At 63.7% G+C, this 23,503-nt stretch carries 24 protein-coding genes; 11 read left to right on the plus strand and 13 right to left on the minus strand.

Annotation, left to right across the window (positions count from 1 at the left end; translation table 11 throughout):
• The 7 genes from NKJ04_RS01160 to NKJ04_RS01190 form a co-directional block, all read right to left on the minus strand.
• A complete protein-coding gene (locus NKJ04_RS01160) occupies window positions 1–1,179 on the minus strand; it encodes an ABC transporter substrate-binding protein (protein ID WP_023810715.1) in 1,179 nt (392 codons plus the stop codon).
• Complete coding sequence (locus NKJ04_RS01165; protein ID WP_023810716.1) at window positions 1,176–2,225, minus strand: branched-chain amino acid ABC transporter permease; 1,050 nt, start codon at window positions 2,223–2,225, stop codon at window positions 1,176–1,178. Before NKJ04_RS01165 ends, NKJ04_RS01160 begins: the two co-directional genes overlap by 4 nt.
• Entirely contained in the window at window positions 2,222–3,124 is a 903-nt protein-coding gene (locus tag NKJ04_RS01170) for a branched-chain amino acid ABC transporter permease (RefSeq protein ID WP_128304218.1), read from the minus strand. The genes NKJ04_RS01165 and NKJ04_RS01170 overlap by 4 nt, the downstream gene beginning before the upstream one ends.
• Window positions 3,121–3,852: an ABC transporter ATP-binding protein gene (locus tag NKJ04_RS01175; protein WP_352672957.1), complete on the minus strand. Its 732-nt coding sequence runs from the start codon at window positions 3,850–3,852 to the stop codon at window positions 3,121–3,123. Before NKJ04_RS01175 ends, NKJ04_RS01170 begins: the two co-directional genes overlap by 4 nt.
• Window positions 3,839–4,597 (minus strand): ABC transporter ATP-binding protein, encoded by a 759-nt coding sequence (locus tag NKJ04_RS01180; protein WP_245486190.1) that lies wholly within the window; start codon window positions 4,595–4,597, stop codon window positions 3,839–3,841. The genes NKJ04_RS01175 and NKJ04_RS01180 overlap by 14 nt, the downstream gene beginning before the upstream one ends.
• 334 nt (window positions 4,598–4,931) lie before the next feature.
• On the minus strand, window positions 4,932–5,390 hold the full coding sequence (locus NKJ04_RS01185; protein ID WP_023810719.1) for a nuclear transport factor 2 family protein: 459 nt from the start codon (window positions 5,388–5,390) through the stop codon (window positions 4,932–4,934).
• Window positions 5,391–5,474: 84 nt separating this feature from the next.
• Window positions 5,475–5,834: a hypothetical protein gene (locus NKJ04_RS01190; RefSeq protein ID WP_023810720.1), complete on the minus strand. Its 360-nt coding sequence runs from the start codon at window positions 5,832–5,834 to the stop codon at window positions 5,475–5,477.
• 79 nt (window positions 5,835–5,913) lie between these two features.
• Here NKJ04_RS01190 and NKJ04_RS01195 point away from each other — a divergent pair, with 79 nt between their 5' ends.
• From NKJ04_RS01195 to NKJ04_RS01205, 3 genes are all read left to right on the plus strand, one after another.
• Window positions 5,914–6,492: a TetR/AcrR family transcriptional regulator gene (locus tag NKJ04_RS01195; protein WP_023810721.1), complete on the plus strand. Its 579-nt coding sequence runs from the start codon at window positions 5,914–5,916 to the stop codon at window positions 6,490–6,492.
• Between the two features lie 44 nt (window positions 6,493–6,536).
• Window positions 6,537–7,802 (plus strand): beta-ketoacyl-ACP synthase II, encoded by a 1,266-nt coding sequence (fabF, locus tag NKJ04_RS01200; protein ID WP_352672960.1) that lies wholly within the window; start codon window positions 6,537–6,539, stop codon window positions 7,800–7,802.
• A gap of 93 nt (window positions 7,803–7,895) precedes the next feature.
• A complete protein-coding gene (locus tag NKJ04_RS01205) occupies window positions 7,896–8,711 on the plus strand; it encodes an oxidoreductase (RefSeq protein WP_352672963.1) in 816 nt (271 codons plus the stop codon).
• 38 nt (window positions 8,712–8,749) lie between these two features.
• On the opposite strand, the gene NKJ04_RS01210 is transcribed toward NKJ04_RS01205, so the two are convergent.
• From NKJ04_RS01210 to speB, 4 genes are all read right to left on the minus strand, one after another.
• Entirely contained in the window at window positions 8,750–9,397 is a 648-nt protein-coding gene (locus NKJ04_RS01210) for an amino acid ABC transporter permease (protein ID WP_128304213.1), read from the minus strand.
• Complete coding sequence (locus tag NKJ04_RS01215) at window positions 9,394–10,050, minus strand: amino acid ABC transporter permease (protein ID WP_023810724.1); 657 nt, start codon at window positions 10,048–10,050, stop codon at window positions 9,394–9,396. The genes NKJ04_RS01210 and NKJ04_RS01215 overlap by 4 nt, the downstream gene beginning before the upstream one ends.
• Window positions 10,051–10,056: 6 nt before the next feature.
• Window positions 10,057–10,863 carry a transporter substrate-binding domain-containing protein gene (locus NKJ04_RS01220; protein WP_023810725.1) on the minus strand — a complete coding sequence of 269 codons (807 nt, stop codon included), beginning with the start codon at window positions 10,861–10,863 and terminating at the stop codon, window positions 10,057–10,059.
• A gap of 82 nt (window positions 10,864–10,945) precedes the next feature.
• A complete protein-coding gene (gene speB, locus NKJ04_RS01225) occupies window positions 10,946–12,007 on the minus strand; it encodes an agmatinase (protein WP_352672967.1) in 1,062 nt (353 codons plus the stop codon).
• Window positions 12,008–12,213: 206 nt separating this feature from the next.
• Here speB and gcvA point away from each other — a divergent pair, with 206 nt between their 5' ends.
• The 8 genes from gcvA to NKJ04_RS01265 all read left to right on the plus strand — a co-directional run bounded on the left by gcvA (window position 12,214) and on the right by NKJ04_RS01265 (window position 21,219).
• Complete coding sequence (gene gcvA, locus NKJ04_RS01230) at window positions 12,214–13,188, plus strand: transcriptional regulator GcvA (protein ID WP_352672970.1); 975 nt, start codon at window positions 12,214–12,216, stop codon at window positions 13,186–13,188.
• Between the two features lie 135 nt (window positions 13,189–13,323).
• Window positions 13,324–14,628, plus strand: a complete 1,305-nt coding sequence (gene pncB / locus NKJ04_RS01235) for a nicotinate phosphoribosyltransferase (RefSeq protein ID WP_352440573.1) — start codon at window positions 13,324–13,326, stop codon at window positions 14,626–14,628.
• 197 nt (window positions 14,629–14,825) lie between these two features.
• Entirely contained in the window at window positions 14,826–16,274 is a 1,449-nt protein-coding gene (locus tag NKJ04_RS01240; RefSeq protein WP_352672973.1) for a hypothetical protein, read from the plus strand.
• 128 nt (window positions 16,275–16,402) lie between these two features.
• Window positions 16,403–17,707 carry an ABC transporter substrate-binding protein gene (locus NKJ04_RS01245; protein WP_128304207.1) on the plus strand — a complete coding sequence of 435 codons (1,305 nt, stop codon included), beginning with the start codon at window positions 16,403–16,405 and terminating at the stop codon, window positions 17,705–17,707.
• A 215-nt stretch (window positions 17,708–17,922) separates the two neighbouring features.
• Window positions 17,923–18,804: a branched-chain amino acid ABC transporter permease gene (locus NKJ04_RS01250; protein WP_352440575.1), complete on the plus strand. Its 882-nt coding sequence runs from the start codon at window positions 17,923–17,925 to the stop codon at window positions 18,802–18,804.
• Window positions 18,801–19,763: a branched-chain amino acid ABC transporter permease gene (locus NKJ04_RS01255; protein WP_352440576.1), complete on the plus strand. Its 963-nt coding sequence runs from the start codon at window positions 18,801–18,803 to the stop codon at window positions 19,761–19,763. Before NKJ04_RS01250 ends, NKJ04_RS01255 begins: the two co-directional genes overlap by 4 nt.
• Complete coding sequence (locus NKJ04_RS01260; protein ID WP_352440577.1) at window positions 19,760–20,488, plus strand: ABC transporter ATP-binding protein; 729 nt, start codon at window positions 19,760–19,762, stop codon at window positions 20,486–20,488. The genes NKJ04_RS01255 and NKJ04_RS01260 overlap by 4 nt, the downstream gene beginning before the upstream one ends.
• Window positions 20,485–21,219: an ABC transporter ATP-binding protein gene (locus tag NKJ04_RS01265; protein ID WP_023810733.1), complete on the plus strand. Its 735-nt coding sequence runs from the start codon at window positions 20,485–20,487 to the stop codon at window positions 21,217–21,219. The genes NKJ04_RS01260 and NKJ04_RS01265 overlap by 4 nt, the downstream gene beginning before the upstream one ends.
• Here the strand turns inward: NKJ04_RS01265 and NKJ04_RS01270 are convergent, their stop codons facing one another.
• Together NKJ04_RS01270 and pncA are read right to left on the minus strand one after the other, a co-directional pair.
• Complete coding sequence (locus tag NKJ04_RS01270) at window positions 21,220–22,665, minus strand: sodium:proton antiporter (protein WP_502897881.1); 1,446 nt, start codon at window positions 22,663–22,665, stop codon at window positions 21,220–21,222.
• A gap of 205 nt (window positions 22,666–22,870) precedes the next feature.
• Window positions 22,871–23,485, minus strand: a complete 615-nt coding sequence (pncA, locus tag NKJ04_RS01275; protein ID WP_352672982.1) for a bifunctional nicotinamidase/pyrazinamidase — start codon at window positions 23,483–23,485, stop codon at window positions 22,871–22,873.
• Between the last annotated feature and the right edge of the window lie 18 nt (window positions 23,486–23,503).

A 23,503-nucleotide genomic window follows, 5' to 3' on the forward strand; every position in this document is an offset into this window, starting at 1 on the left:
TCACGGCTCCGCGACGAAGGTCGGTGCCGCTTCACTTGCAAGGACAAGCTTGCCGTCCTTGACACCGATGACCGAGACCGATTTGTCCGGCACCGAAATGCCCGGGCGGTAGGTGATCGTTCCGGTCACGCCGTCGAGCCCGGACGTAGCGGCCAGCGCGTCACGGATCTTGGCCGGATCCGGCGCACCGGCACGCTTGATCGCGTCGGTCATCAGCTTGACCGAATCGTAGCCGAGCGCAGCGAACGCGTTCTCCGGGGCATTGCCGGCCGACTTGGTGTAGGCGTCGATGAAGGCCTGCACCTTCGGGGTGGCGCCCTCACCGATATAGGCATGGGTGGTGAAGTAGGTGTCCTTGGCCGCGTCGCCGCCGACCTGGATCAGCAAGGGCGTGTCGTAACCGTCGCCGCCGACCACCGGCAGGTTGATGCCGGCCTGGCGCATCTGCTTCAAGATCAGGCCGATTTCCTCGGCATTCGACGAGGCATAGACGAAGTCGGGCTGCGGTGACAGCGCCTTCAGTTTGGCGATCTGCGCGGTAAAGGTCTTGTCGCCGATCTTGTAGGTGTCGCGCTCCAAGATCTTGCCCCCGCCATGCTCGTAGGCGGTGACGAAGTAGTCCGACAGCAGCGTTGTGTATTCGGTGCCGATGTCGGTCAGCAGGTAGGCGGTCTTGCCGTTCAGCTTGTTCAGCGCAAATTCCGCGCCAACCGCAGCCTGAACGTTGTCGCCGAAGGCGGCGAGGAAGATCTCGTTGCCGAGCTGGCTCGGCAATTTCGGCGAGGTCGCGCCGGGCGTGATGAACGGGATCTGCGCCTTCTGGACCTGCGGTCCGATGGCCAGCACCGAATCGGAATCGGCGAAGCCGATGATGCCGACGACCTTGTCGCTGTCGATCAACTGGCTGGCGACGGTCGAGATCGTCGTCGAATCGCTCTTGGAGTCGTAGATCACCAGTTCTATCTGTTGGCCGAGCACGCCGCCGGCGGCGTTGATTTCGCTTGCCGCCAGCTTGGCGCCATTCAGCATCGGACCGTCGAGCGAGGCCTGAATGCCGGTCAGGTTTGCCGGATAGCCGATCTTGATCGTGTCGGCAGCAAGTGCCGTGCTGGCCGAGGCAAGCGCGAAGAATGCGCCCAGTCCTAGGCCGATGGTGTCGCGTCGAGTGAGTTTGATCATCGTTTTCGTTCCTCTGTCTGGTTCACCGTTGCCGATCTTTGGGTTAATCCGAACGTAAGTTCCCGGTCCCCCATGATCCCCTTCGGCCGGAAGATCATGACTAGAATGAAGATGAAGCCAAGCACGATCTGGCTGGCGCCAAACAGGGCCGGCACCGCGAAATCGCCGATCGTGAAGCCGCGTTCGACCGAGCGCAGGACCTCCGACAACAGCGAAACGCAGATGACGCCAACCACCGCGCCGGTCAGGGAGCCCATGCCGCCTAGCACCAGCATTGTGATCAGGCTCATGGTCAGCGCGAAGTAAAAGGTGTTCGGCGAAAACGAGCCGAGATAATGTGCGTAGAGCGACCCGCCGACGCCTGAGAAGAACGCGCCGATGACGAAGGCGATCAGTCTGGTCCGCAACACGCCGATGCCGACAGCGCTGGCCGCGATTGTGTCGTCGCGCACCGCCTTCATGGCGCGCCCGAAAGGCGAATAGACCAGGCGCGCCAGAACGAACACCGTGATGGCGAGCCAACCCATCACCCAGGGCAACGTCGTCTCCAGCGGCACACCGGTGAAAGTGCGGGCGCCTCGGGTGAAATCCGACGCATTGATCAGCACCACGTTGACGATAATCAAGAATCCCATCGTCGCCACCGAAACGAAATAGCCCGACAGGCGCATCAAGGGATAACCGACGACCACGGCAAGCAGCGCCGTCAGAAGACCTGCCACCAGCGTCGCCGGCAGGAAGGGGAGGCTGAAAGCATGCAGAAACGCCGGCAGATGCGGCAGCAGTGCCATCTTCTGCTGTACGGGAATCGACAGTATTCCCGATATATACGCGCCGGCGCCGATGAAGCCGACATGACCGAGCGAAAACACGCCCGTAAAACCGTTGCTCAGCGACAGCGCCAGCACCAGGATTGCATTCAGCGCGATCAGCAGGATAATCCGGACGAAATAGTCGCTCAGCACGTGCGGCGCACCGAAAGCGACAGCTGCTCCCGCCACCAGGGCGACGAGGACGAGGAGTGTGATCCGCGCTTCCCGGCTCACAGCTTTATCTCCCGGTTTGGCTGGAGCAGCCCGCCCGGGCGCACCAGGAGAAAGGCGATCAGCACGGCAAAGACGATTGCGTCGCGATAGGACGAGACGCTGCTCGGCAGGAATGCGACGATGAAGATCTCCAGCGCGCCCAATATGTAGCCGCCCACCAGGGCGCCCGCGATCGACCCGAAGCCGCCGATGATCGCCGCCACGAAAGCCTTCAGGAGCGGCGTGAAGCCCATCTGCGGCTGCACCACGCCGGCCTGTGCCGCCCACAAAATGCCGGCAAGGCCGGCATAGGCGGATGCGACGATGAAGGCGACGATGATCAGCCGGTTGACGTTGAGTCCGACAAGGTGTGCCGCCGACATGTCCTCGGCTGCGGCGCGCATGCCGAGCCCGGTCGTGGTGCGCGTGATGAACCAGCCGAGGAGCAGCAGCGACACGAAGGTCAGCGCGATGGTCAGGAGATTGATGCTGGTGAAGGTGATGGCGCCGTTCGACATTTCCCAGGAGGTGTTGAGAATATCGGGGAGTGGAAAATTGCGCGGCGAGGAGGTGAACACCAGGATTCCGACGTTCTCGATGATGTAGGTGACGGCGAGGCTGGTGAGCAGTCGCGCAACGTCGGGCGCGTCGCGGATCGGACGATAGGCGATGCGTTCGATGAGGAAGCCCGCGACGGCCGCCGCGGCGATGCCGCAGATCACGGCGACAGGGAACGGAACGCCGATCCCCGCCAGCAGAGCTACCCCGAATGCGCCTACCATCATTACGTCGCCATGCGCGAAATTGGTGAGCTTGAGGACGCCGAAGACGATCGACAGGCCGACCGCCACCAGCGCGTAGAGGCTGCCGAGGCTCACCGCGTTGACGATCTGCTGCAGGATATAGTCCAGCTGGGTCATGTTGCCGCCCCGAGATATGCCTGCGCCACGCGTTCGCTGTCGCGCAGTTCCGCGGACCGGCCCGACAGCGCCACCTGACCCGTGCGCAGCACATAGGCACGGTCGGCGAGGTCCAGCGCGAGCGTGATGTTCTGTTCCACCAGCAGCATCGTCATGCCCTGGCGCTTCAGTTCGGCAAGCGCGCTGAAGATGTGGCGCACCAGCAGCGGCGCAACGCCGAGCGAAGGCTCGTCGAGCAGCAGCAGGCGCGGCGCCGCCATCAGCGCGCGCGCCAGAGCAAGCTGCTGCTGTTCGCCGCCCGACAGCGTGCCGGCCAGTTGCTTCAGCCGCTGCTTGAGAATCGGGAACAGCATGAACATGCGCTCGCTATCTCTGACGACGGCCTCCTTGTCGGTGCGGGTGCAGGCGCCGAGCCGCAGATTGTCGGCCACCGTCAGGCCGCCGAACAGGCGCCTGCCCTCCGGGCTCTGCGCGATGCCCAGAGTTACGATGCGCGACGGAGCGATACCTCCGATCGGCTTGCCATCGAAGATGATCTTGCCGCCGCGCGGCCGCGACAGGCCGGAAATGGTGCGCAAGGTCGTGCTCTTGCCGGCGCCGTTGGCCCCCACCAACGCCACCACCTCGCCGGCATGGACGTCGAGCGAAATGCCCTTCAGCGCACGCACCGCGCCGAAATTGACCTCGAGGTTCTCGACGCTGAGCAGAACGGGGCTAGGCGTGGCCAAGATACGCCTCCCGCACTTTCGGGTGTTCGCGTACCTGCTCCGGTGTTCCGACGCAGATCACCTCGCCGGTCGCCAGCACCTGGATGCGTTCGCACAGCGCCATGATCAGGTCCATGTCGTGCTCGACAACGACCACCGTTACGCCGTAGCGGTCACGAATCGTCCGAATCAGCGCCGCCAACACCTTGGTCTCGTTGGAATCAAGCCCGGCTGCGGGCTCATCGAGCAGCAGCAGCTGCGGGCTGGTCGCCAACGCACGCGCAATCTCCAGCCGCCGCTGATCGCCGTAGGGAAGATCCGCGGCGACCCTGCCGGCCTGATCTGTCAGGCCCATGAGGTCGAGGAGTTCGTCGGCCTGCTGCCGCGTCGCGGCCACCCGCTCGCGATAGCGCCGACCGCGCAGCACGGTATCGGCGGGCCCGACAGGATGGCGCAGCTGCGCCGCCGTCAGCACGTTCTGTGCGACACTGAGGCTGCCGAATAGGCGAGAACCCTGGAAGGTGCGGGCGATGCCCATCGCGACGATCTGCGATGTGCGCAGGCCGACGATCGAACGGCCCTCCATCTCGATGCTACCGGAATTCGGCTGGGAGAAGCCGGTGATCAGGTTGAAAAGCGTGCTCTTGCCCGAGCCATTCGGCCCGATTACCCCAACGATTTCACCTTCGTGCAGCTCGATGGAATGATCCCGCAGGGCAACCAGCCCTCGAAAGGCTTTTGTCAGCCCAACCGTCTTCAACAGCACTCGACTCGACTGTCTATCCACGCGCCGGTTTGCCCCTGTCCGCCCTCGCCGCCCCGTTCGGCCCGGTCAAGCATCAAATGGACAATTCGAACGGCAAGATGTCAAGGCCTATTCCTAGCAGGAAAGCTATATGCCTGCCTCGGCTCGACCGTTGCCGCGACAGCACCGGCATCGATGCAGCGCTGCGCTCCCGCACTGGGTTTCCTGGCTTGCAGTCCAGCGCCGGCGCTCGCTTCCCGACCCTCCGCGCATACTGCGCAGGCGGAAGGCACGCGACGAAAAAGATCAGCGCGACCGGCCCTTAAACCTTGGCCGTCCTCGGACCGCGCTTCAGCTAGCTTGTTATCTGTTCGGCGACAGCTTCTTCGAGGCCGGCTGCGGCCTGGGCGGCGAGACCGCGCGCCGCCGCCTGTGAATCGTAAAACTCCTCGAGCGCATGAACCCTGCCCCACCGTAGCGTGAACACGTGGAGACCATGGTTGACGTAGGACGTATCGCCGTTGAGCAGGGTTGCGGCGCCATCCCACTGGGCAAACACGGTGGTATGCCACGGCCAGCCCTTCACCCAGACGTGGTTGACCGTGAGATGGAGAGTGGGCAGAACACGGCCGAGGCGCTCGAACCACCGGCGCAGGGCTTGCTTGTCGTGGCGCTCCCCACCAAGCGCGTGGGCGCCACCAACCCGGTGATGGACATGCGGCGCGATGGCCTTCACCGCCGCGTCCCAGCGATGGTTGTTAACGTCGTCGAAGCTCTGCCGGATCGATTTCTCGACAAAATAGCTGTAAAGCATGTGACCTCTCCAGGCTCATTGGGATGGCGTGATCGGACGCGAGAGCCCCGGCCAGCATCGCGCGGCCGCGGCCTGCGCGCCAGGTCAGGGCGTTGTCGCATCGGCTCGCAGGGATGTGCCGGTCCCGGTCGAGACCGTCACTTCCTTACCGGACCTTGAGAACGCGTAGAGCGAGCCCGGGTGGCCCGGTATGGAAAACGCCACGGCGTCACTGTTGGCGAGGCCCATGACGAACCGCAGCGGATCACCCCCGGTCTTCGGTGCGAAAGTGGCGGTGACCTCAAGCAGGTCGCCGCGCGGAACGTAGTAGGCCACCATGTCCAGGTGTCCCTGGTGCAGGCTGCCGCCTTCGATCGGGCGTCCGATGGTGGCTTCCTCGGCGAGAGCCGGGGTTGCAAGAAACAGCGCCGCCAGGAGCGAGGCGCTCAGGGTTTTGCGGATCATCTCATTTGTCCTTTTTAGATTGCGTTCACCCTCTATATAGGGTATAGATTACGAATGCAATCTAAAAAAGGAGATGACGATGCGTGTGAGTCGCACTCAGGCCGCGGAAAACCGCGAGACCGTGATCAATGTGGCAAGCCGGCTTTTTCGGGAGCGCGGCTTTGACGGCATCGGCCTCAAGGATCTGATGAAGGGTGCCGGGCTGACCCAGGGCGCCTTTTACAAGCAATTCGAGTCGAAGGACGATTTGGCGGCGCTGGCGTCCAGGCGGGCGATGGAAAGCGCCACCCACAAATGGTCAGCCGCGACCGCGGCACATCCTGGGAACCCGCTCTACGGGGTGATCTCATTCTACCTCAGCATGGACCATCGCGAGGAAAAGATGGACGGCTGCCCGGTCGTTGCGCTCGGTTCGGATGCAGCCAGGCAGGGTGCCGAGGTGAAGGCGTCATTCGAAGACGGCATCAAGGCGTACCTTGAGATGCTCGGCGGTTGGGTTGGCGAGGGCGACAGCGAAAAGACCGGAAAAAAGGCAATGGCCGTTCTCTCGACGATGGTCGGCGCGGTCGTGCTCTCGCGGGTCGTCAACGATCCCGACCTTGCGCGGGCTTTTCTGGATGCGGCGGCCGATCAGGTTCGCGAAGCAGTCGCCACTTGAACGGCGCGAGCAGCGCCGCCGGCACACCAAGGGCAGGAGAGCAGATGCAACGGATTGTCGTCACGGGCATGGGAGCGGTCACGCCCCTGGCCGCCAATGTCGAAGCGTCCTGGTCACGCCTGCTTGCCGGCCGGTCCGGCGTTCGCAGGCTTCCGGACGATGTGGTGGGAGAGCTGCCGGTTAAGATTGGCGGCGTGGTTCCCTCCCTGGGCGAAGATCCGGAGGCCGGTTTCGATGCCGATGCCGTCCTGTCCGCGAAGGATCAGCGCAAGGTGGACCGGTTCATTCTGTTTGCACTGGCGGCGGCGGAAGAGGCGCTTGCGCAGGCGCAATGGAAGCCTGCGCTGGAAACGGAGCGCCTGCGCACGGCCACGATCATCGCTTCAGGAATCGGCGGGTTCCCCGCCATCACCGAGGCGGTGCGCACGGTGGACCTGCGTGGCGCCCGCCGCCTGTCTCCCTTTACGGTGCCGTCCTTCCTGGTGAACCTCGCGGCGGGCCACATCTCGATCCGTCGTGGTTTCAAAGGTCCACTCGGCGCACCGGTGACGGCATGTGCGGCGGGCATCCAGGCGATCGGCGACGCCGCCCGCCTGATCCGCGCCAACGAAGCCGACATCGCCGTATGCGGCGGAACGGAAGCGTGCATCAACACCGTCAGTCTCGGCGGGTTCGCCGCGGCTCGCTCTCTTTCAACCGGCTTCAATTGGGCGCCGGCTCAAGCCTCGCGCCCTTTCGACACATCGCGGGACGGCTTCGTCATGGGCGAAGGGGCCGGCGTGCTGGTCATCGAGGCGTTGAGCCACGCGTTGGCGCGCGGCGCAAAGCCGTTGGCTGAGCTCGTCGGCTACGGCACGACCGCGGATGCCCACCACGTCACCTCCGGGCCGGAGGACGGCGACGGCGCGCGCCGGGCCATGCAGATCGCGATTGCCCAGGCAGGGATTTCGCCACGCCAGGTACGTCATCTCAATGCGCATGCGACCTCCACGTCAGTCGGCGACCTGGGTGAGATCGAAGCGATCAAGAGCGTGTTCGGGCGCGATTTCGCGATAGCTGTCAGTGCGACGAAATCGGCGACCGGACACCTGCTCGGAGCGGCCGGCGGGTTGGGTGCGATCTTCGCAATCCTGGCGCTCAGGGATCAGATTGCTCCGCCAACCCTCAACCTGGGCGAGGCCGATCCGGCCGGCGACGGCATCGACTTCGTCGCAAACGCGCCCCGGCCGATGGAGATGGAGTACGCGATCTCCAATGGCTTCGGCTTTGGCGGCGTGAATGCCAGCGCCCTGTTCAGACGCTGGAACTAACCGGTGGCCGGACGCAGTCATGACCAACGCCCTTTGCCCCGGCCTCTCATGCTTTTCCCAATCCGATCCAACGCAAAGAAGGACACGATTTCCATGAACAAGACCAATCCCGGCGTCGCCCTGGTGACAGGGGCATCCTCCGGCATCGGGCGCGCTACCGCCGACGCATTGCTAGGCGCCGGCTTTCGCGTCTTCGGAACCAGCCGTCGCGCGGCCTCCCAGCAATCCGCCGGCGTGACCATGCTGACCTGCGACGTGACCGACGACGCGTCCGTCGCGACAATGGTCGATGACGTTCTGGCCAAGGCCGGACGCGTAGACCTGCTTGTCAACAATGCCGGCATGGGCCTGTTTGGCGGCGCGGAGGAGTCCTCGACCGCCCAGGCCAAGGCGCTGTTCGAAGTGAACGTCTTCGGCGTCTTGCGCGTGACCAACGCGGTGCTGCCGGCAATGCGACGCCAAGGGAAGGGCAGAATCGTGAATTTGAGTTCGGTGCAGGGGTTCATCCCCGCTCCCTATTTCGCGCTTTACTCAGCGACCAAACATGCCATCGAGGGTTATTCGGAGTCGCTCGATCACGAATTGCGCCCGTTCGGCATCCGCGTTTCGCTGGTGGAGCCCGCCTATACCCGCACATCATTCGAGGACAATCTTGCCGCTCCCGACCAATCGCTCGAAATCTACGACGCCGCGCGCGCCGGCATGACCATATCAGTGCGGAAATCGATGGAAAAAGGCGATGCGCCCGAAGTGATCGCCAACACCGTTTTGGCCGCTGCAACCGATCCCGCTCCGAAGAAACGCTATGCGGCGGGAAAAATGGCGCGCCAGGTCAGTTTCCTGCGCCGTTTCGTCCCCGCGTCCGCATTTGACAAGAGCCTGCGCAAGCAGCTTGGGCTGCCGGCCTGAAATCGAGCGCTAACCGCAAGGACATCTGCCTTGGCGCGTCAGCGGGCAGCCGCCTGTTTCTCGAGCCTGCGGGCGTATTGCGTCAGCGGAAAGCACATGACGAAGAAGATCAGAGCCACCAGCCCGTAGACCTTGAACGGTTCGAAGGTCGCATTGTTGATGGCGTTAGAGGTCCGCACCAGTTCCTCGAAGCCGATGATCGAGGTCAGCGCGGTCGATTTGATCAGCTGAACCAGGAAGCCGACGGTGGGTGCGCGGGTGATCGAAAAGGCCTGCGGCAGGATGATCAGCCTCAGCTCCTGCAGATAGTGCAGGCCAAGGCTGGCGCCGGCGTCCCATTGGCCGAGGGGTAGCGCCGCGACGCCCGAGCGCCAGATCTCGGCGAGATAGGCGCTGGCGAAGAAGGTGAGGCCGAGCGCCGCCGCCGTCCACGGTTCGATGCGCAGGCCGAGCATCGGCAGGCCGAAGAACATCAGGAACAGCTGCATCAAGAGCGGCGTTCCCTGGAACAGGGCGATGTAGCCGGAAGCAACACGCCTGCTCCACTTGTTCTTGGCGATCCTGAAGAACAGCACGACCAGGCCGACGATGCCGCCGCCGATGAAGGCGGCCAGCGATAGCAGCACCGTCCAGCGGGCAGCGAGCAGCAGGTTGCGCACGATGTCCCAGAAGGTGAACTCGATCATGACACGCCGGCTCCGAGCGCACGGCGCCCGCCTGACACCAGCAGCCGGCGCAAGGCCATCGACAGAGCGAGATAGACCAGCGTCACGACGAAATAGGTCTCGAAAGAGCGGAAGGTGCGTGCCTGCAGCATGTCGGCCTCGTAGGTCAGCTCGCGCACGGCGATCTGCGACACCACGGCCGACTCCAGCATCATGATGACGATCTGGCTGGTCAGGGCGGGATAGATGATCTTGAGTGCCTGCGGCAGCACGATCTTGATGAAGACCTGGCGTGGCCGCAAGCCCAATGCGAGCGCTGCTTCCGTCTGCCCGCCAGGCACGGCGTCAAGCCCGGCGCCGACGATCTCGATGGTGTAGGCCGCCATGTTGAGCGTCATTGCCAGCATGGCGGCCAGGAGCGGGTCGAGCCGGATGCCGAGGCTGGGCAGCCCGAAGAAGATGAAAAACAGCTGCACCAGGAACGGCGTGTTGCGCATCACCTCGACGTAACAGGCGATTGCCCGCTTGAGCAGAACCGGGCCGTTTCGTCGCCCCGCGGCACCCAGGATGCTGAGCAGCGTTCCGGCAAGCGTGGTCACGGCGATCAGCAGGATCGTCGTGGCCGCGCCGTGCGCGATGTCGCCCAGAGCATCCGGGAGCCAGGCAAAGGCCACGGAAACTCAATCCTTGAGGTTTTCGGGATTGAGCGGCGTCTTCAGCCAGGCTTTCGAGCTTTCGTCCAGCTTGCCGTCGGCCAGCATCTTGGCGACCGCATCGTTGACGGCCTTCTTCAGGCCGTCCTCGTTCTTGTTGAGGCCGATATGCGAAGGCGAGGTCAGAAGCTGGAACTTCTGCTCCGGCTTCAGCGCATCCTGCTTGGCCAGCACCTGCGCGCCGACATCGTTGCCGACGACCATCAGCTGCGTCTGGCCGGAGATGAAGGCCTGGATCACCGAATTGTAGTTGTCGAAGCGCTTGATGTCGGCCGACGCCGGTGCTGCCTCGGTGAGCGAGGTGTCTTCCAGCGTGCCACGATTGACGGCGATCGACTTGTCGGCGAGGTCTTCCTTGCCCTTGACCGTCAGTGCCGCCGGACCGATCACGGCGATGTAGTAGGGCGCGTAGGCGGCGGCGAAGTCGATGACCTGTTCGCGTTCCTTCGAGTAGCCGACGCTCATCAGGATGTCGACGCGCTTGTCGTTCAGATACGGGATGCGGTTCTGGCCGGTGACGGCGACGGGATTGAGCTTCACCTTGAGCGTGTCGGCAATGTATTGCGCGACGTCCATGTCATAGCCCTTGAGGCTCATATCGGCGCTGGCCGAGGAGAAGGGCGGAAAGTCGGCGAAGACGCCGACATTGATGGTGCCGGCCTTGGTGATGTCCGCCAGTGCATCGGCGCTGGCGGCCTGAATCGACAGGCCGAAGCCGGCCGTGCCGAGCATCAGCACGGCGGCGATGGCTGAAAATGTCTTGCGGATTGTCATTTTTTTTATTCCCCTCTGGAAGCTTGTTTGTTGGATAGGGCCGCCGGCTCCAGCGCGGCGGCCGCCTTTGCTTTTCTGAAATTCAGGCGCCCTTGCCTGTGATCGCCGGGCTGAACACCATCAGGCTCAGGATCTCGAACAGAACCTGTGCCGCGGCGTGCGCCGTGTTGGTGGTCGAGTCGTATTGCGGTGCCACCTCGACGACGTCGCCGCCGACGATGTTGAGACCTTTGAGGCCGCGCAGCAGTTCGAGCACCTCGCGTGTCGTCAGCCCGCCGACTTCCGGCGTGCCGGTGCCCGGCGCGAAGGCCGGATCGACGCTGTCGATGTCGAAGGAGACATAGGTCGGGCCGTCGCCGACTATTCTGCGCGCCTTCTCGATGATGGCCTGAATGCCGAGACCGGTCACCTCCTCGGCATGCACCACGGTCATGCCGGACTCGTAGGTGAATTCCCACAGATATTCGGCCGAGCCGCGGATGCCGATCTGGATCGTGCGCGTCGGGTCGAGCACGCCGTCAAGCACCGCGTTGCGGAACGGGCCGCCATGGTGGAACTTGGTCATGTCGAACAGGCCACTGGTGTCGCAGTGGGCGTCGATATGGATCAACCCGACCGGAGCTTTCTTGCCGACGGCCTTCAGGATCGGATGGCTGATCGAATGGTCGCCGCCGATCGAAAGCGGGATGACGCCGGCATCGACGATCTGGTTGGTGCGGCGCTCGATATCCTCATGGCTGGTCTCCAGCCGGTAGCGACTGCGGAACGGCGTGTCGCCGATGTCGGCCACCCGAAGTTCATGCGTCGGCGCGCATTCCAGCACGTGGTTGTAAGGGCCGATGCGCTCGATGGCGCGCAGAGCTCGCGGCCCGAAGCGGGAGCCTGGCCGGTTGGTGACGCCGAGATCCATCGGCACGCCGATCATCGCTACCTGAAGGTCGCCGAAATCCGGATTGTCGGCCGATATTTCCCGGTAGGGCGCGGCGAGGAAGGTCGGGATGCCTGAATAGGGCGCCAGCCGCGTGCCGCTTTTGGAGAAGATCTTGTCGGCGACCTTGCGGAATTTCGGGTCGAACATCTCGCCGCCATGGCTTTCACCATATTTGCGACGCAACGCGTCGAGCTTGCCGCGATCGTATCCCATGTCCGCTCCTCCTGGGCTGATACAGTGCCGACGCGGGTGACGCCTGCGAACCGACCGTCATCCGGCCGGCCGCTGTCCCGCTGGCTGCCTGCAGATTTCACGTCTTGATGCTGTTCCAGGCTCAGTGTCTGGCAGCGGCATTGAAAAATCAATTGATATTGTTAGGGTGTTTTCTGTGAGAAAATCTCACAATAAAGTTGATACCCATGACCAAGCGCCTGCCACCGCTTAATCCGCTGCGCGCCTTCGAGGCAACGGCCCGGCATGGCTCGCTGACCAAGGCGGCCAATGAGCTGAATGTCACGCATGGCGCCGTCAGCCACCAGATCAAGGCGCTCGAGCAGTCGCTCAGTGTCAAGCTGTTCGAGCGGGTCGGTCAGCGGGTCAAACTGACACCGCATGGCGCGGAGCTTCTGCCGGCAGTGTCGACCGCCTTCGACGGCATCGCGGCCGCCACCCAGCGCATGACAAGGCCGGCGAGCAGCGGCACACTTTCGGTCTCCTGCGTGCCGGCGCTTCTGTTGTTGTGGATGACACCGCGGCTCGGCAGTTTCATGGCGCAATATCCCGACATAAGGCTGACGCTTATTCCTTCCAACGATCCCAAGGATTTGCGGGCGCCCGCCATCGATGTCTGCGTGCATTATGGCGACGGCAGCTGGGCCGATTGCTGGATGCGCAAATGGTCGGGCCTCGAACTGTTTCCCGTGGTCAGCCCGACACTGATCAACAACCGGCCGATCCGCAGCGTCAGGGATCTCGCTGACCATGTCTTCCTGCATGGCGACGACGGCCGCGAATGGCACACCTGGCTGGCGGCGGCCGATGCGCTGGACCTGGAGCGGGGTCGCCGCCATCACCTCGGCGATGCGCGCATGGCGACCGAGGCGGCGGTGCACGGCCATGGCGTGGCGCTGGGCGACTCGGTGACGGCAAGCGCGCTGCTGGCCAGGGGCATGCTGGTCGCGCCGTTCAGCCTGTCGGTGCCGGCGGTCGACGATTTCTATGTCGTCTGCCGCAACGAGATGCGGACGACGCCGATCGTGCAGGTGTTCATCGACTGGCTGTTCGCCGAGAAGGCCGGGGATGACGGGCGCGCCGACGCCCCTGTGGCCGGCCGCATCGTCAGCCGTCGCAAGCATCCGGCGCTCAGGGTGATGGGCGCCAAATCCGCAGGCTGATGCCAGGCTGCGCGCGCCGCATGCAGGCAGCTCTTTTTGTCGGGCCAGCCTGAAAGCGGGCAGCGTTCCGGCCGATTCGATGCTATGAGGCCTGTCGCGATTGTGGATGGCAGGCAGCGAAGGCGGTGTTGAAACATGGCTAAGACCGATATTGCGCGGCGCGTCTACAATCACACCTGGAAGCTCGATCCTATCGTGCGCAGCCTGCTCGACACGGATTTCTACAAGCTTTTGATGCTGCAGATGATCTGGGGCATGTATCCCAAGGTCGACACCACCTTCTCGCTGATCAACCGCACGACTTCGGTGCGCCTTGCCGACGAGATCGACGAGAGCGAACTGCGCGAACAGCTCGACCATGCCCGCACGCTGCGCTTCTCCAAGAAGGAGATGATCTGGCTCGGCGGTAACAATTTCTACGGCCGCAAGCAGATCTTCGAGCCGGAATTCCTCGCTTGGCTGGAAGGCTTCCGGCTGCCCGAGTACGAGCTGTCGAAGCGCGACGGGCAGTATGAGCTGACCTTCAGCGGGCCGTGGATGTACACCACGCTGTGGGAAATCCCGGCGCTCGCCATCATCAATGAACTTCGATCGCGCGCGGCGATGCGGGCGTTCGGGCCTTTCGCGCTCGACGTGCTCTATGCCCGCGCCAAGTCCAAGATGTGGGCCAAGACCGAGCGGCTGAAGGCGCTGCCCGGCATCCGCATCTCGGACTTCGGCACGCGCCGGCGCCATTCCTTCCTGTGGCAGCGCTGGTGCGTCGAGGCGCTGAAGGAAGGCATCGGCGAAGCGTTCACCGGCACCTCCAACGTGCTTCTGGCCATGGACAACGACCTCGAAGCGCTCGGCACCAACGCACATGAGCTGCCGATGGTGTTCGCCGCCCTCGCCGACTCGGAAAAAGAGCTGAGGCAGTCGCCCTACAAGGTGCTGCAGGACTGGCAGCGTTACTATGGCGGCAATCTGCTGATCGTGCTGCCCGACGCCTTCGGCACTGCCTCCTTCCTGCGCGACGCGCCGGACTGGGTGGCCGACTGGACAGGCTTTCGCCCCGACAGCGCGCCGCCGATCGAAGGCGGCGAGAAAATCCTGTCCTGGTGGCGCGACAAGGGCAAGGATCCCAAGCAGAAGCTGTTGATCTTCTCCGACGGGCTCGAGGTCGAGACCATCGAGGAGACCTATCGCCACTTCAAGGGCAAGGTGCGTATGTCCTTCGGCTGGGGCACCAATCTGACCAATGATTTCGAAGGCTGCGCGCCGACGGAAACCAACAGCCTCGACGCCATATCGCTGGTTTGCAAGGTCACCGAGGCCAATGGCAGGCCAGCGGTCAAGCTTTCCGACAATCCGGCCAAGGCGACCGGCGATGTGAAAGAGATCGAGCGGTATCTCAGGATCTTTGGCGAGAAGGACCGCGTGGAGCAATTGGTCAAGGTGTGAGGGGTGATGGGGCTCCTGGCATCGCCTGCAAAGATGGAATCTCGGATAGCTTGAGTTCCCGCACACCCCCCTCTGTCCTGCCGGACATCTCCCCCGCAAGGCGGGAGATTGGCCGCTTCGACCAGTCCGCCTTTTTCTCCGAAGTTGAAGATTGGCGAAAGCCTGGGCGACATCCGATCTCCCCCCTTGCGGGGGAGATGGCCGGTAGGCCAGAGGGGGGTGTGAAGGATCGCGGCGGCGAAGGTTATCGCCTCTTGATCACAAGCTTCATCTGCTTATTCGTATCCCTCCCCACCCCCGCCTTCGCGCACGCCTCCGATCGCGGCCACGTCCTGCTCCTGCCGACCGGCTACTATCTGGTCGGCGGCGCATTCGCCGTTGCCGTCAGCTTCCTCGTCCTGGCGCTGCTGCCTGCGGATTTGCTTGACCGCTTCTGGCGACGGCGCCTGCCGTTGTTTGCCCTCAGAGACGCCACCCGCGCCGCCATCAGCCTGCTATCCTTCGCCGGCTTTGCAATTCTCATCGCCGCCGGCCTTTTCGGCAGCCGCGACCCACTTTCCAATCCTCTGCCACTGGTGATCTGGACCCTGTTGTGGGCCGGCCTCACGCTGTTGCAAGGCCTCTTCGGCGACCTCTGGTCATGGCTGAACCCCTGGTATGGACCATGGCGTCTCGCCTCGCGCCTGGTCGGGACCGGGGATCACGGAGCATGGCGCCTGCCCCGATGGGTCGGCTGCTGGCCGGCTGCCATCCTGTTCTTCGCCTTCGCCTGGTTCGAACTCATCGATCCCGCGCCCGACGATCCGGCACGGCTGGCTTTTGCCGCCGGCCTATATTGGCTGTTCTCTTTCCTCGCCATGCTGGCGTTCGGCTATCGCGGCTGGAGCCGCAGCGGTGAATTCCTGACGGTCTTCTTCTCGATGGTGGCGCGCTTTGCTATGGTCGAACGCAGCCAAGATGGCCGGCTTGGCCTGTGCTGGCCCGGCGCCAAGCTGCTGGCTGCGGAGCCCTTGCCGGCCAGCGGCATCGCCTTTCTGCTGCTGGCCTTGTCGTCGGTATCCTTCGACGGCCTGTCGAAGACCTTCTTCTGGCTCGGCCTGTTCGGTATCAACCCGCTCGAATTTCCCGGCCGCACCGCGCTGATCGGCAGCGGCACTTTCGGCCTCGTGCTGACATTCGCGCTGCTGGCCGCGGTGTTCCTGCTTGCCGTCCGGCTCGGCCAGCGTCTTGCCGGCAGCGATCACACTCTCGGCCAGGCCGCAGGCCTGCTGGTGTGGTCGATCGTGCCGATCGCGCTCGCCTATCACGTTGCGCATTATCTGACGGCGCTGCTCGTCGACGGCCAATATGCGCTCGCGGCACTTTCCGATCCGTTCGCGATGGGCTGGAACCTGTTCGACACCGCCGACATGCAGATCGAGACCGGCATCGTTGCGGGGGCGAACTCTGCGTGGTGGCTGTGGAATATCCAGGCCGGCGCCATCATCCTGGGCCATGTGCTCGCCGTCCTCGTCGCTCACGGCTTCGCCTGGCGCCTGCACCCACAGCCCTCCCGCGCGGCACTCAGCCAGCTCCCGCTCACCTTGCTGATGATCGCCTACACCGTCTTCGGCCTCTGGTTGCTTGCCACGCCGACCACAGGGTGAGAAAAGGCGACCAACATACCTTTGGGGAAAGCCCGCTTGCCACGTCGGGGCTTTGGTGATTTAGTTTGTATACATGCGATTTTTTGCCTCGTTACAGCCAGTCAAAACTCAAGAACAGGGGAACTGCCGTGACTGACAAGAATGGGTTTTTCGATCTCTCCAGATCCACGCTCACCCGCCGCACGGCGCTGAAGGGTCTGGCCGCGGGCGCCGGCCTCGGCCTGGCCCCCGGCTTCGTCCGCTATTCCCAGGCGCAGAGCTCGGCGCCGATCAAGATCGGCTTCCAGTCGCACCGCACCGGCATCGGCGCTGCCTACGGCCGCTGGTACGAGAAGACCACGGCTGCCGCGGTCAAGGCGATCAATGCCGCCGGCGGCATCAACGGCCGCCAGGTCGAGGTGATCATCGAGGACGACGGCACCGATCCCGGCCGTGGCGCCGAGGTGGTCGGCAAGTTCGCCACCCAGCACAAGACCGACATCGTCTTCGGCACGCTGTTCTCGCATGTCGTCATCGGCTCGGCGCCCGCCGCCGGCGAAAACAAGATGCCCTATTTCGTCGTCAGCGAAGGCCATCACGTCGCCTCGACAAAGCTGAACCGCTATGTCTTCCAGCCCGGCATCACCGACGTGAAGAGCCAGATCCAGTCGATGGCGCCGTGGATCGCGGCCAATGCCGGCAAGAAGGTGACGCAGATCTTCCCCGATTTCGCCTTCGGCTACGACCATCGCGACTACCTGCCGCCGGCACTGAAGGCGCAAGGCGCCGAGGTCATCGCGCAGATCGCCATCCCGCCGACGGAATCGTCCTTCACCAAATACTTCCCGCAGATCCCGGCCGAGACCGAGGTGATCTACCACGTCATGGTCGGCCCGGCCGTGCTCACCTTCGTCAAGGAGCTCGGCGAGTTCTACGGCTCCAACCGGCCGCAACTGTTCGGCTTCATCGATTCGCTCGAGGCCACCGACATCAACAGCCCCGGCCTCGAATTCCTCGACGGCAGCCATTTCTGGGAAGGCTCGCCGCGCTATGCCCAGGCCGATGATTCCGAAGCGCAGAAGGCCTATCGCGCTGCTGTCGGCATCGACGACAATGGCGCCGCCGTCGGAGACCCCAAGGACGTCTCCACTGCCGCGCACATGTTCGGCTGCTGGGAGACGCTCTACGTCGTCAAGAAGGCGATGGAAGATGCCGGCTACAAGGGACCGGAAGACCGCGCCAAGCTGGTCGAGGCGACCGAAGCCCTGACCGAATTCGCCGAAGGTGCCGAGCATCCGCAGGGGCCGAAAACCTTCAACGGCAAGATCCACCAGTGCTTTGGCATCCAGAACATCTCCAAGGTCGAGGGCGGCAAGCTCAAGGTCGTGCACAAGACCAAGATCGAGGACGGGCTTTACGAGGCCGAGGGGGATTATACGACGCAGGCGCTGTGAGGCTTAGCTTCAGTAGCGTGAGCGCCAAGGCACCCCCCTCTGTCCTGCCGGACATCTCCCCCGCATGGGGGGAGATCGGCGGTTTGTGCGGCAGCGCCCATCAGCCAGCGTTGATGATTGGCGAAACCAGCGACGACATCCAATCTCCCCCCTTGCGGGGGAGATGCCCGGCAGGGCAGAGGGGGGTGCCTCGCGCATCCGTTGGCGCATAGCCCATGCACTTCGGTCCCCACCTTCTCCTCGCCGCCCTCGAAGGCCTCGTCACATCCGCGGTGCTGGCGCTGACCGCGCTTGGCCTGTCGCTTGTGTTCGGCGTGATGCGGGTGGTCAATGTCGCGCATGGCGAGTTCTTCATGCTGGGCGCGGTGCTCGCCTGGGCGATCACCACGGCCATCGGCGGTCACCCTGTGCTCGGCTTCCTGGCGGCGCTGGTGATTGCGCCGCTGATCGTCGGCGCCATTGCGTTGGTCGCCGAACGGCTGGTGCTGCGCCGGCTCAATTACAATCCGGAAGCCACCATCGTCGCCACCATCGGCATGCTCTACATCATCCAGCAATTGGCGCTGACTTTTTACGGCCCGGAGGCGCGGCCGGTGGAGCCGCCGTTCAGCTATCGCATCCTTTTGCCTTGGTTCGGTTACTCCGGCTACAAACTGTCTGTTATCGCCGCTTCCGCGCTGCTGCTCACCGCGACATGGCTGGTGCTGACCCGCACCAAGATCGGCCTCGTCATGCGCGCCACGCAGTATGACAGCGAAACGGCGCAAGCCTTCGGCATCCCTGTCGGCCGTGTCTATGGCGGCGTCTTCGCGCTTGGGGCCATGCTGGCGGCCATTGCCGCGGTGCTGATCGTGCCGATCAGCCAGGCGCATTATCTGATGGGACAGGATCCGCTGCTGCTCTCCTTCATCGTCGTCATCATCGGCGGCCTCGGCTCGCTGCGCGGCACGGTCGTCGCCGCCGTGCTGATCGGCCTCTCCGACGGCATCATCTCGATGTTCTTCTCGCCGACTTTGGCCAAGATCATCGCAACGCTGCTGGTCGCCATGGTGCTGGTGTTCCGCCCGCAAGGCCTGTTCGGGACGGCATCGCGATGAGCGAAGCTTCGCCGGCAAAAGCCTATGCCTTGCATCTCGGCGTCATCGCGCTGCTCTTCGTGCTGAGCTTCCTTTTGCCGGAGTATTATCACGGCCTGCTCGCCCGCATCATGGTGCTGGCGGTGTTCGCCATGGGCTACAACATGCTGTTCGGCTATGTCGGCCTGCTCAGCCTTGGCCATGCCATGTTCTTCTCCGCCGGTCTCTATGGCGCCGGCCTTGCCGTCATCCAGCTTGGCTGGGGCGTACCAGCGGCATTTGCCGCTGGGATTGCCTGCGGTGCGCTCCTGGCGCTGGTGATCGGCCTGCTGGCGCTGCGCACCACGGGTGTCGCCTTCATGATCGTCACCATGATGTTCGCCCAGGTTTTTTATCTCCTCATTCTTTATTTCGCGACGTGGACTGGCGGTGACCAGGGCATGGTCGTCCCGCAGCCGGCGCGGGTGCTTAGCTTCGGCACGACATCGCTCGAGCTCACCAATCCAACGGTGCGCTACTTGACAGCGCTCGGGCTGTTTTCGATCGTGCTTCTCGTCAAGTTGGCCATGGTCCGCTCCCGCTATGGCCGCGTGCTGGTCGCCATCCGCGAGAACGAGGAGCGGACGAAGATGCTGGGATACGACACTTTCTCCAACAAGCTCGCCGCCGTCGTCATCTCCGGCATCATCTGCGCGGCCTCGGGTGCCGCCTATGCACTGCTGTTCGGCTATGTCGGATCGAGCTTCGCCTCGGTGCAGTATTCGATCCTGCCGCTGCTGTGGGTGCTGCTGGGCGGTGCTGCAACAACGCTCGGGCCGCTGATCGGCACGCTGTTCATGTACTATGTCATTGATATCACCAGCGGCTACACCTCCGCCTATTTGCTGATCGTCGGCATTGCGCTCATCCTTTTGGTGCTGTTCTTCCCCAAAGGAATTCTGGGCAGCATCCGCCAGCGCTGGCTCGGGTGGCTGCCATGATGCCGCTTTTGACCACCAAGGGCCTGTCGCGCAATTTCGGTGGTCTGCGCGCCGTCGACAATGTCGATTTCGCGCTGATGCCGGGCGAGATCCGCGCCGTGATCGGCCCCAACGGAGCGGGGAAGACCACCTTCGTCAGCCTGGTCAGCGGCCGCATCCAGCCGTCTGCCGGCATGATCGTCTTCGACGGCGCCGACATCACCAATCTGCCAGCCTATGTCAGGGTGCGCAGGGGCATCGCCTACACCTTCCAGCTCACCAGCGTCTATGCCAACCTGTCCGTTTACGCCAACGTCGCGCTGCCCGCGCAACTGACGCTGCGGCATGGCAGCCATTCCAAGAGCGCGATACAGGCCGCTGTCATGTCAGCACTCGAACGCACCGGCCTGGCCGATCGTGCCCACATGCCGGCCGGCCAATTGTCCTACGGCCATCAGCGCCTGCTGGAAGTGGCGATGGGCCTGGCGCTGAAGCCGCGCCTGCTGATCCTCGACGAACCGACGCAAGGCCTGGCCGACTCTGAGATCGACAATTTCATCACGTTGGCGCGCGAGATCGCCAAAAACGCCACCGTGCTTCTGATCGAGCACAACATGCCCGTGGTCATGCAACTGGCCGACCGCATCACCGTCTTCAACGCCGGCAAGATCCTCGCCGAAGGCACGCCCGAAGCAATCCGCGGGAACGTGGCGGTGCAGGAAGCCTATCTGGGGACCGCCCCATGACCGAGACAAACAAGGCCGAGGCGACGTCTCAAGCACTCACCATCTCGGGGCTCGACTGCTTCTATGGCGAGGTCCAGGTGCTCTATGGCCTCGACCTGGTGCTGAACAAGGGCGAGGTGCTGTGCCTGTTCGGCCGCAACGGCGCCGGCAAGACGACGACGCTCAAAGCCATCATGGGGCTGGTTCCCTCGAGCGCCGGCTCGATCAAACTGGCTGGCCAAGAGTTGACCGGGCTGCCGGCGCATGAGGTGCCCAAGGCCGGCGTCGCCTATGTGCCCCAAGGCAGGCGGCTGTTCGCCGAGATGACGGTGGCGGAGAACATCGAGATCGGGCTGATGGCGCGCGGCAAGGGCAAGGCGGCGCGTGAAAACGTGCTCGACCTCTTTCCGTTGCTGCGCCAGCGGCTGCGGCAACGTTCAGGCACACTGTCCGGCGGCGAGCAGCAGATGCTGGCGATGGCGCGCGCGCTCTGCCTCGAGCCGCAGGTGCTGCTGCTCGACGAGCCGACCGAAGGGCTGATGCCGTCGATGATCGCCAAGATCCGCGAGACGGTGTCGAAGCTGCGCGACATGGGCGTTTCGACCATCCTAGTCGAACAGCGTGTCGATGCGGTGCTTTCTGTCGCCGACCATGTTGCCTTCATCGAAAACGGCCGCAACCGCGAGACGGTCGATGTCGAGGAATTGCGTGCCGACCCGTCGGCGGTGCGCCGTTATGTCGGCGTGGGCTGATCAGCCGAAGAACAGAAAACCCGCACCCAAAAATGTCGGGATCAGTACCAGGCCCGACCATGCCATATAGCCGAAAAAGCCCGGCATCTTGACGCCGCGATGCCTGGCGATGGCGTAGACCATGAAGTTCGGCGCATTGCCGATATAGGTGTTGGCGCCCATGAACACCGCGCCTGCGGAGATCGCGGCCAAAGTCGAGGCGAATTCCGTCATCAGGTGCCGGGGGTCGCCGCCGGCAAGCTCGAAGAACACCAGATAGGTCGGCGCATTGTCGAGGAAGGATGACAGCGCCCCAGTCAGCCAGAAATAGGCGAGGTCATTGGGCCCGCCCGAAGGCGAAGTGACGAGGGCGACCAGCGGCGCCAGCGCGCCCTCATGGCCGGCCCTCAGGATAGCGACGACCGGCACGATGCAGATGAAGATGCCGGCAAACAATTTCGCCACCTCCGATATCGGACCCCAGTTGAAGCCGTTGGCTTCGCGGTATTCCTTGCGCGAAATGGCAAGTGAAAAGAGGGCAAGCGCCAGGATGAGAGCGTCGCGCACCAGGTTCTGCAGTTCCAGGCTGACCCCGCACACGGAGAAGCTGACGCCCGGCTTCCAGGTTGCCGACAGCAGGATGGCGCCGATCACGCCCGCCAGCAGCGGAAGGTTGGCCAGGCCGCGCAGACGCACCTTGGTATCCGGTGTCGGATCCTTGATCTTCGGCGCGCCAGCCTCGCGCCGGTGCAGGATGATGTCGATGCCCAGGAAGACGGTCAGCACGGCACCGCCGACGAACAGCGTCTCGCGCCAGAGGTTGGCGGTCGTCCAGAAGAAATCGACGCCTCTGAGGAAGCCGACGAACAGCGGTGGATCGCCCAAGGGCGTCAGCGAGCCACCGATGTTGGAAACGAGGAAGATGAAGAAGATCACGACATGGGCGTTGAACGGACGGTTGTCGTTGGCGCGGATGATCGGCCGGATCAGGATCATCGAGGCACCGGTCGTGCCGATCACCGATGCCAGCAGCGCGCCGACCAGCAGCAGGCCTGCATTCACCAGCGGCGTGCCGTGAATGTTGCCGGCAATGAGAATGCCGCCCGAAATGGTGAACAGCGCAAACAGCAGGATGATGAACGACATGTATTCGGTGAGCAACGCATGCAGCACCGCTTCGGTCGCTGTGGGGACACCGAAGGCAACCGCCAGCGGCAGGACCACCAGAGCGCCCCAAAGGGCCGCGATCTTGCCGTAGTGATGCTCCCAGGCATGAGGAAACAGCAGCGGACCGGTGGCGATCGACAACAACAGCCCGGCAAAGGGCAGCGCCCACCACAGCGACATCGAAGCGCCGGGCAGGCCGTGTTCCTCCGCCGCGAAAGCTTGTGCCGGAAACAGCGTAGCGGCAATTATCGCAGCGCATGCAGCCAACAGGGGAATCGGATATAAAAAAGGCCCCCTCATCCGGCCGCTACGCGGCCACCTTCTCCCCGTTGGGGAGAAGAGACGAGCTTCGGCGCCGGCAGCCTCCTCTCCCCTAGGGGAGAGGTCGGATCGCCCCGAATTGCCCTTCGCAATTCGGCTGGCAATCCGGGTGAGGGGGACCTTCACCGAAGGCGACAATCCTGCCTTTAAACATCGGATCTCTACCTGTTGCCCCACGATCCGTTCAATCCGACAAAGGGTCTTCGAGCGTCACGCCGGCGTCGCGCATGCGCTGCAGCATGGCATGGAGCGAGCCGTTGAGATCGATGCCGCGGCAGGCATCGAGCCGCACTATGGTTTTAAAGCCCTGGCTAACGGCGTCCAGCGCCGAGAAGGCAACGCAGAAATCGGTCGCCAGCCCGACCAGGGTCAGCGTGTCGATGCCGCGCTCCCGGAGGTAGCCGGCAAGGCCGGTCTGTGTCGTGCGGTCGTTCTCGAAGAAGGCCGAGTAGCTGTCGATATCAGACCGGAATCCCTTGCGAATGACGAGCTCGGCCTTGGTCCAGGCGAGGCCGGAATGGAAATCCGAGCCCAGGCTGCCCTGAATGCAATGATCCGGCCACAGCGTCTGCTGGCCGTACGGCATCTCGATCATGGTGAAGGGCTGCGCGCCCGGATGGCTGGAAGCGAAGCTGGAGTGACCGGCGGGATGCCAGTCCTGCGTCAGCACGACATGGCCGGTTCGTCGGATCAGGTCGTTGACCAGCGGCACGATCTCGTCGCCGCCGGCAACCGCCAGCGCGCCGCCGGGACAAAAGTCGTTCTGCAGGTCGATGACGACAAGCGCTTCGTCGGCCATGGGCTTTCCTCTTCCGTA

The organism is Mesorhizobium sp. M0618, assembly GCF_040320765.1.
Lineage (GTDB): Bacteria > Pseudomonadota > Alphaproteobacteria > Rhizobiales > Rhizobiaceae > Mesorhizobium.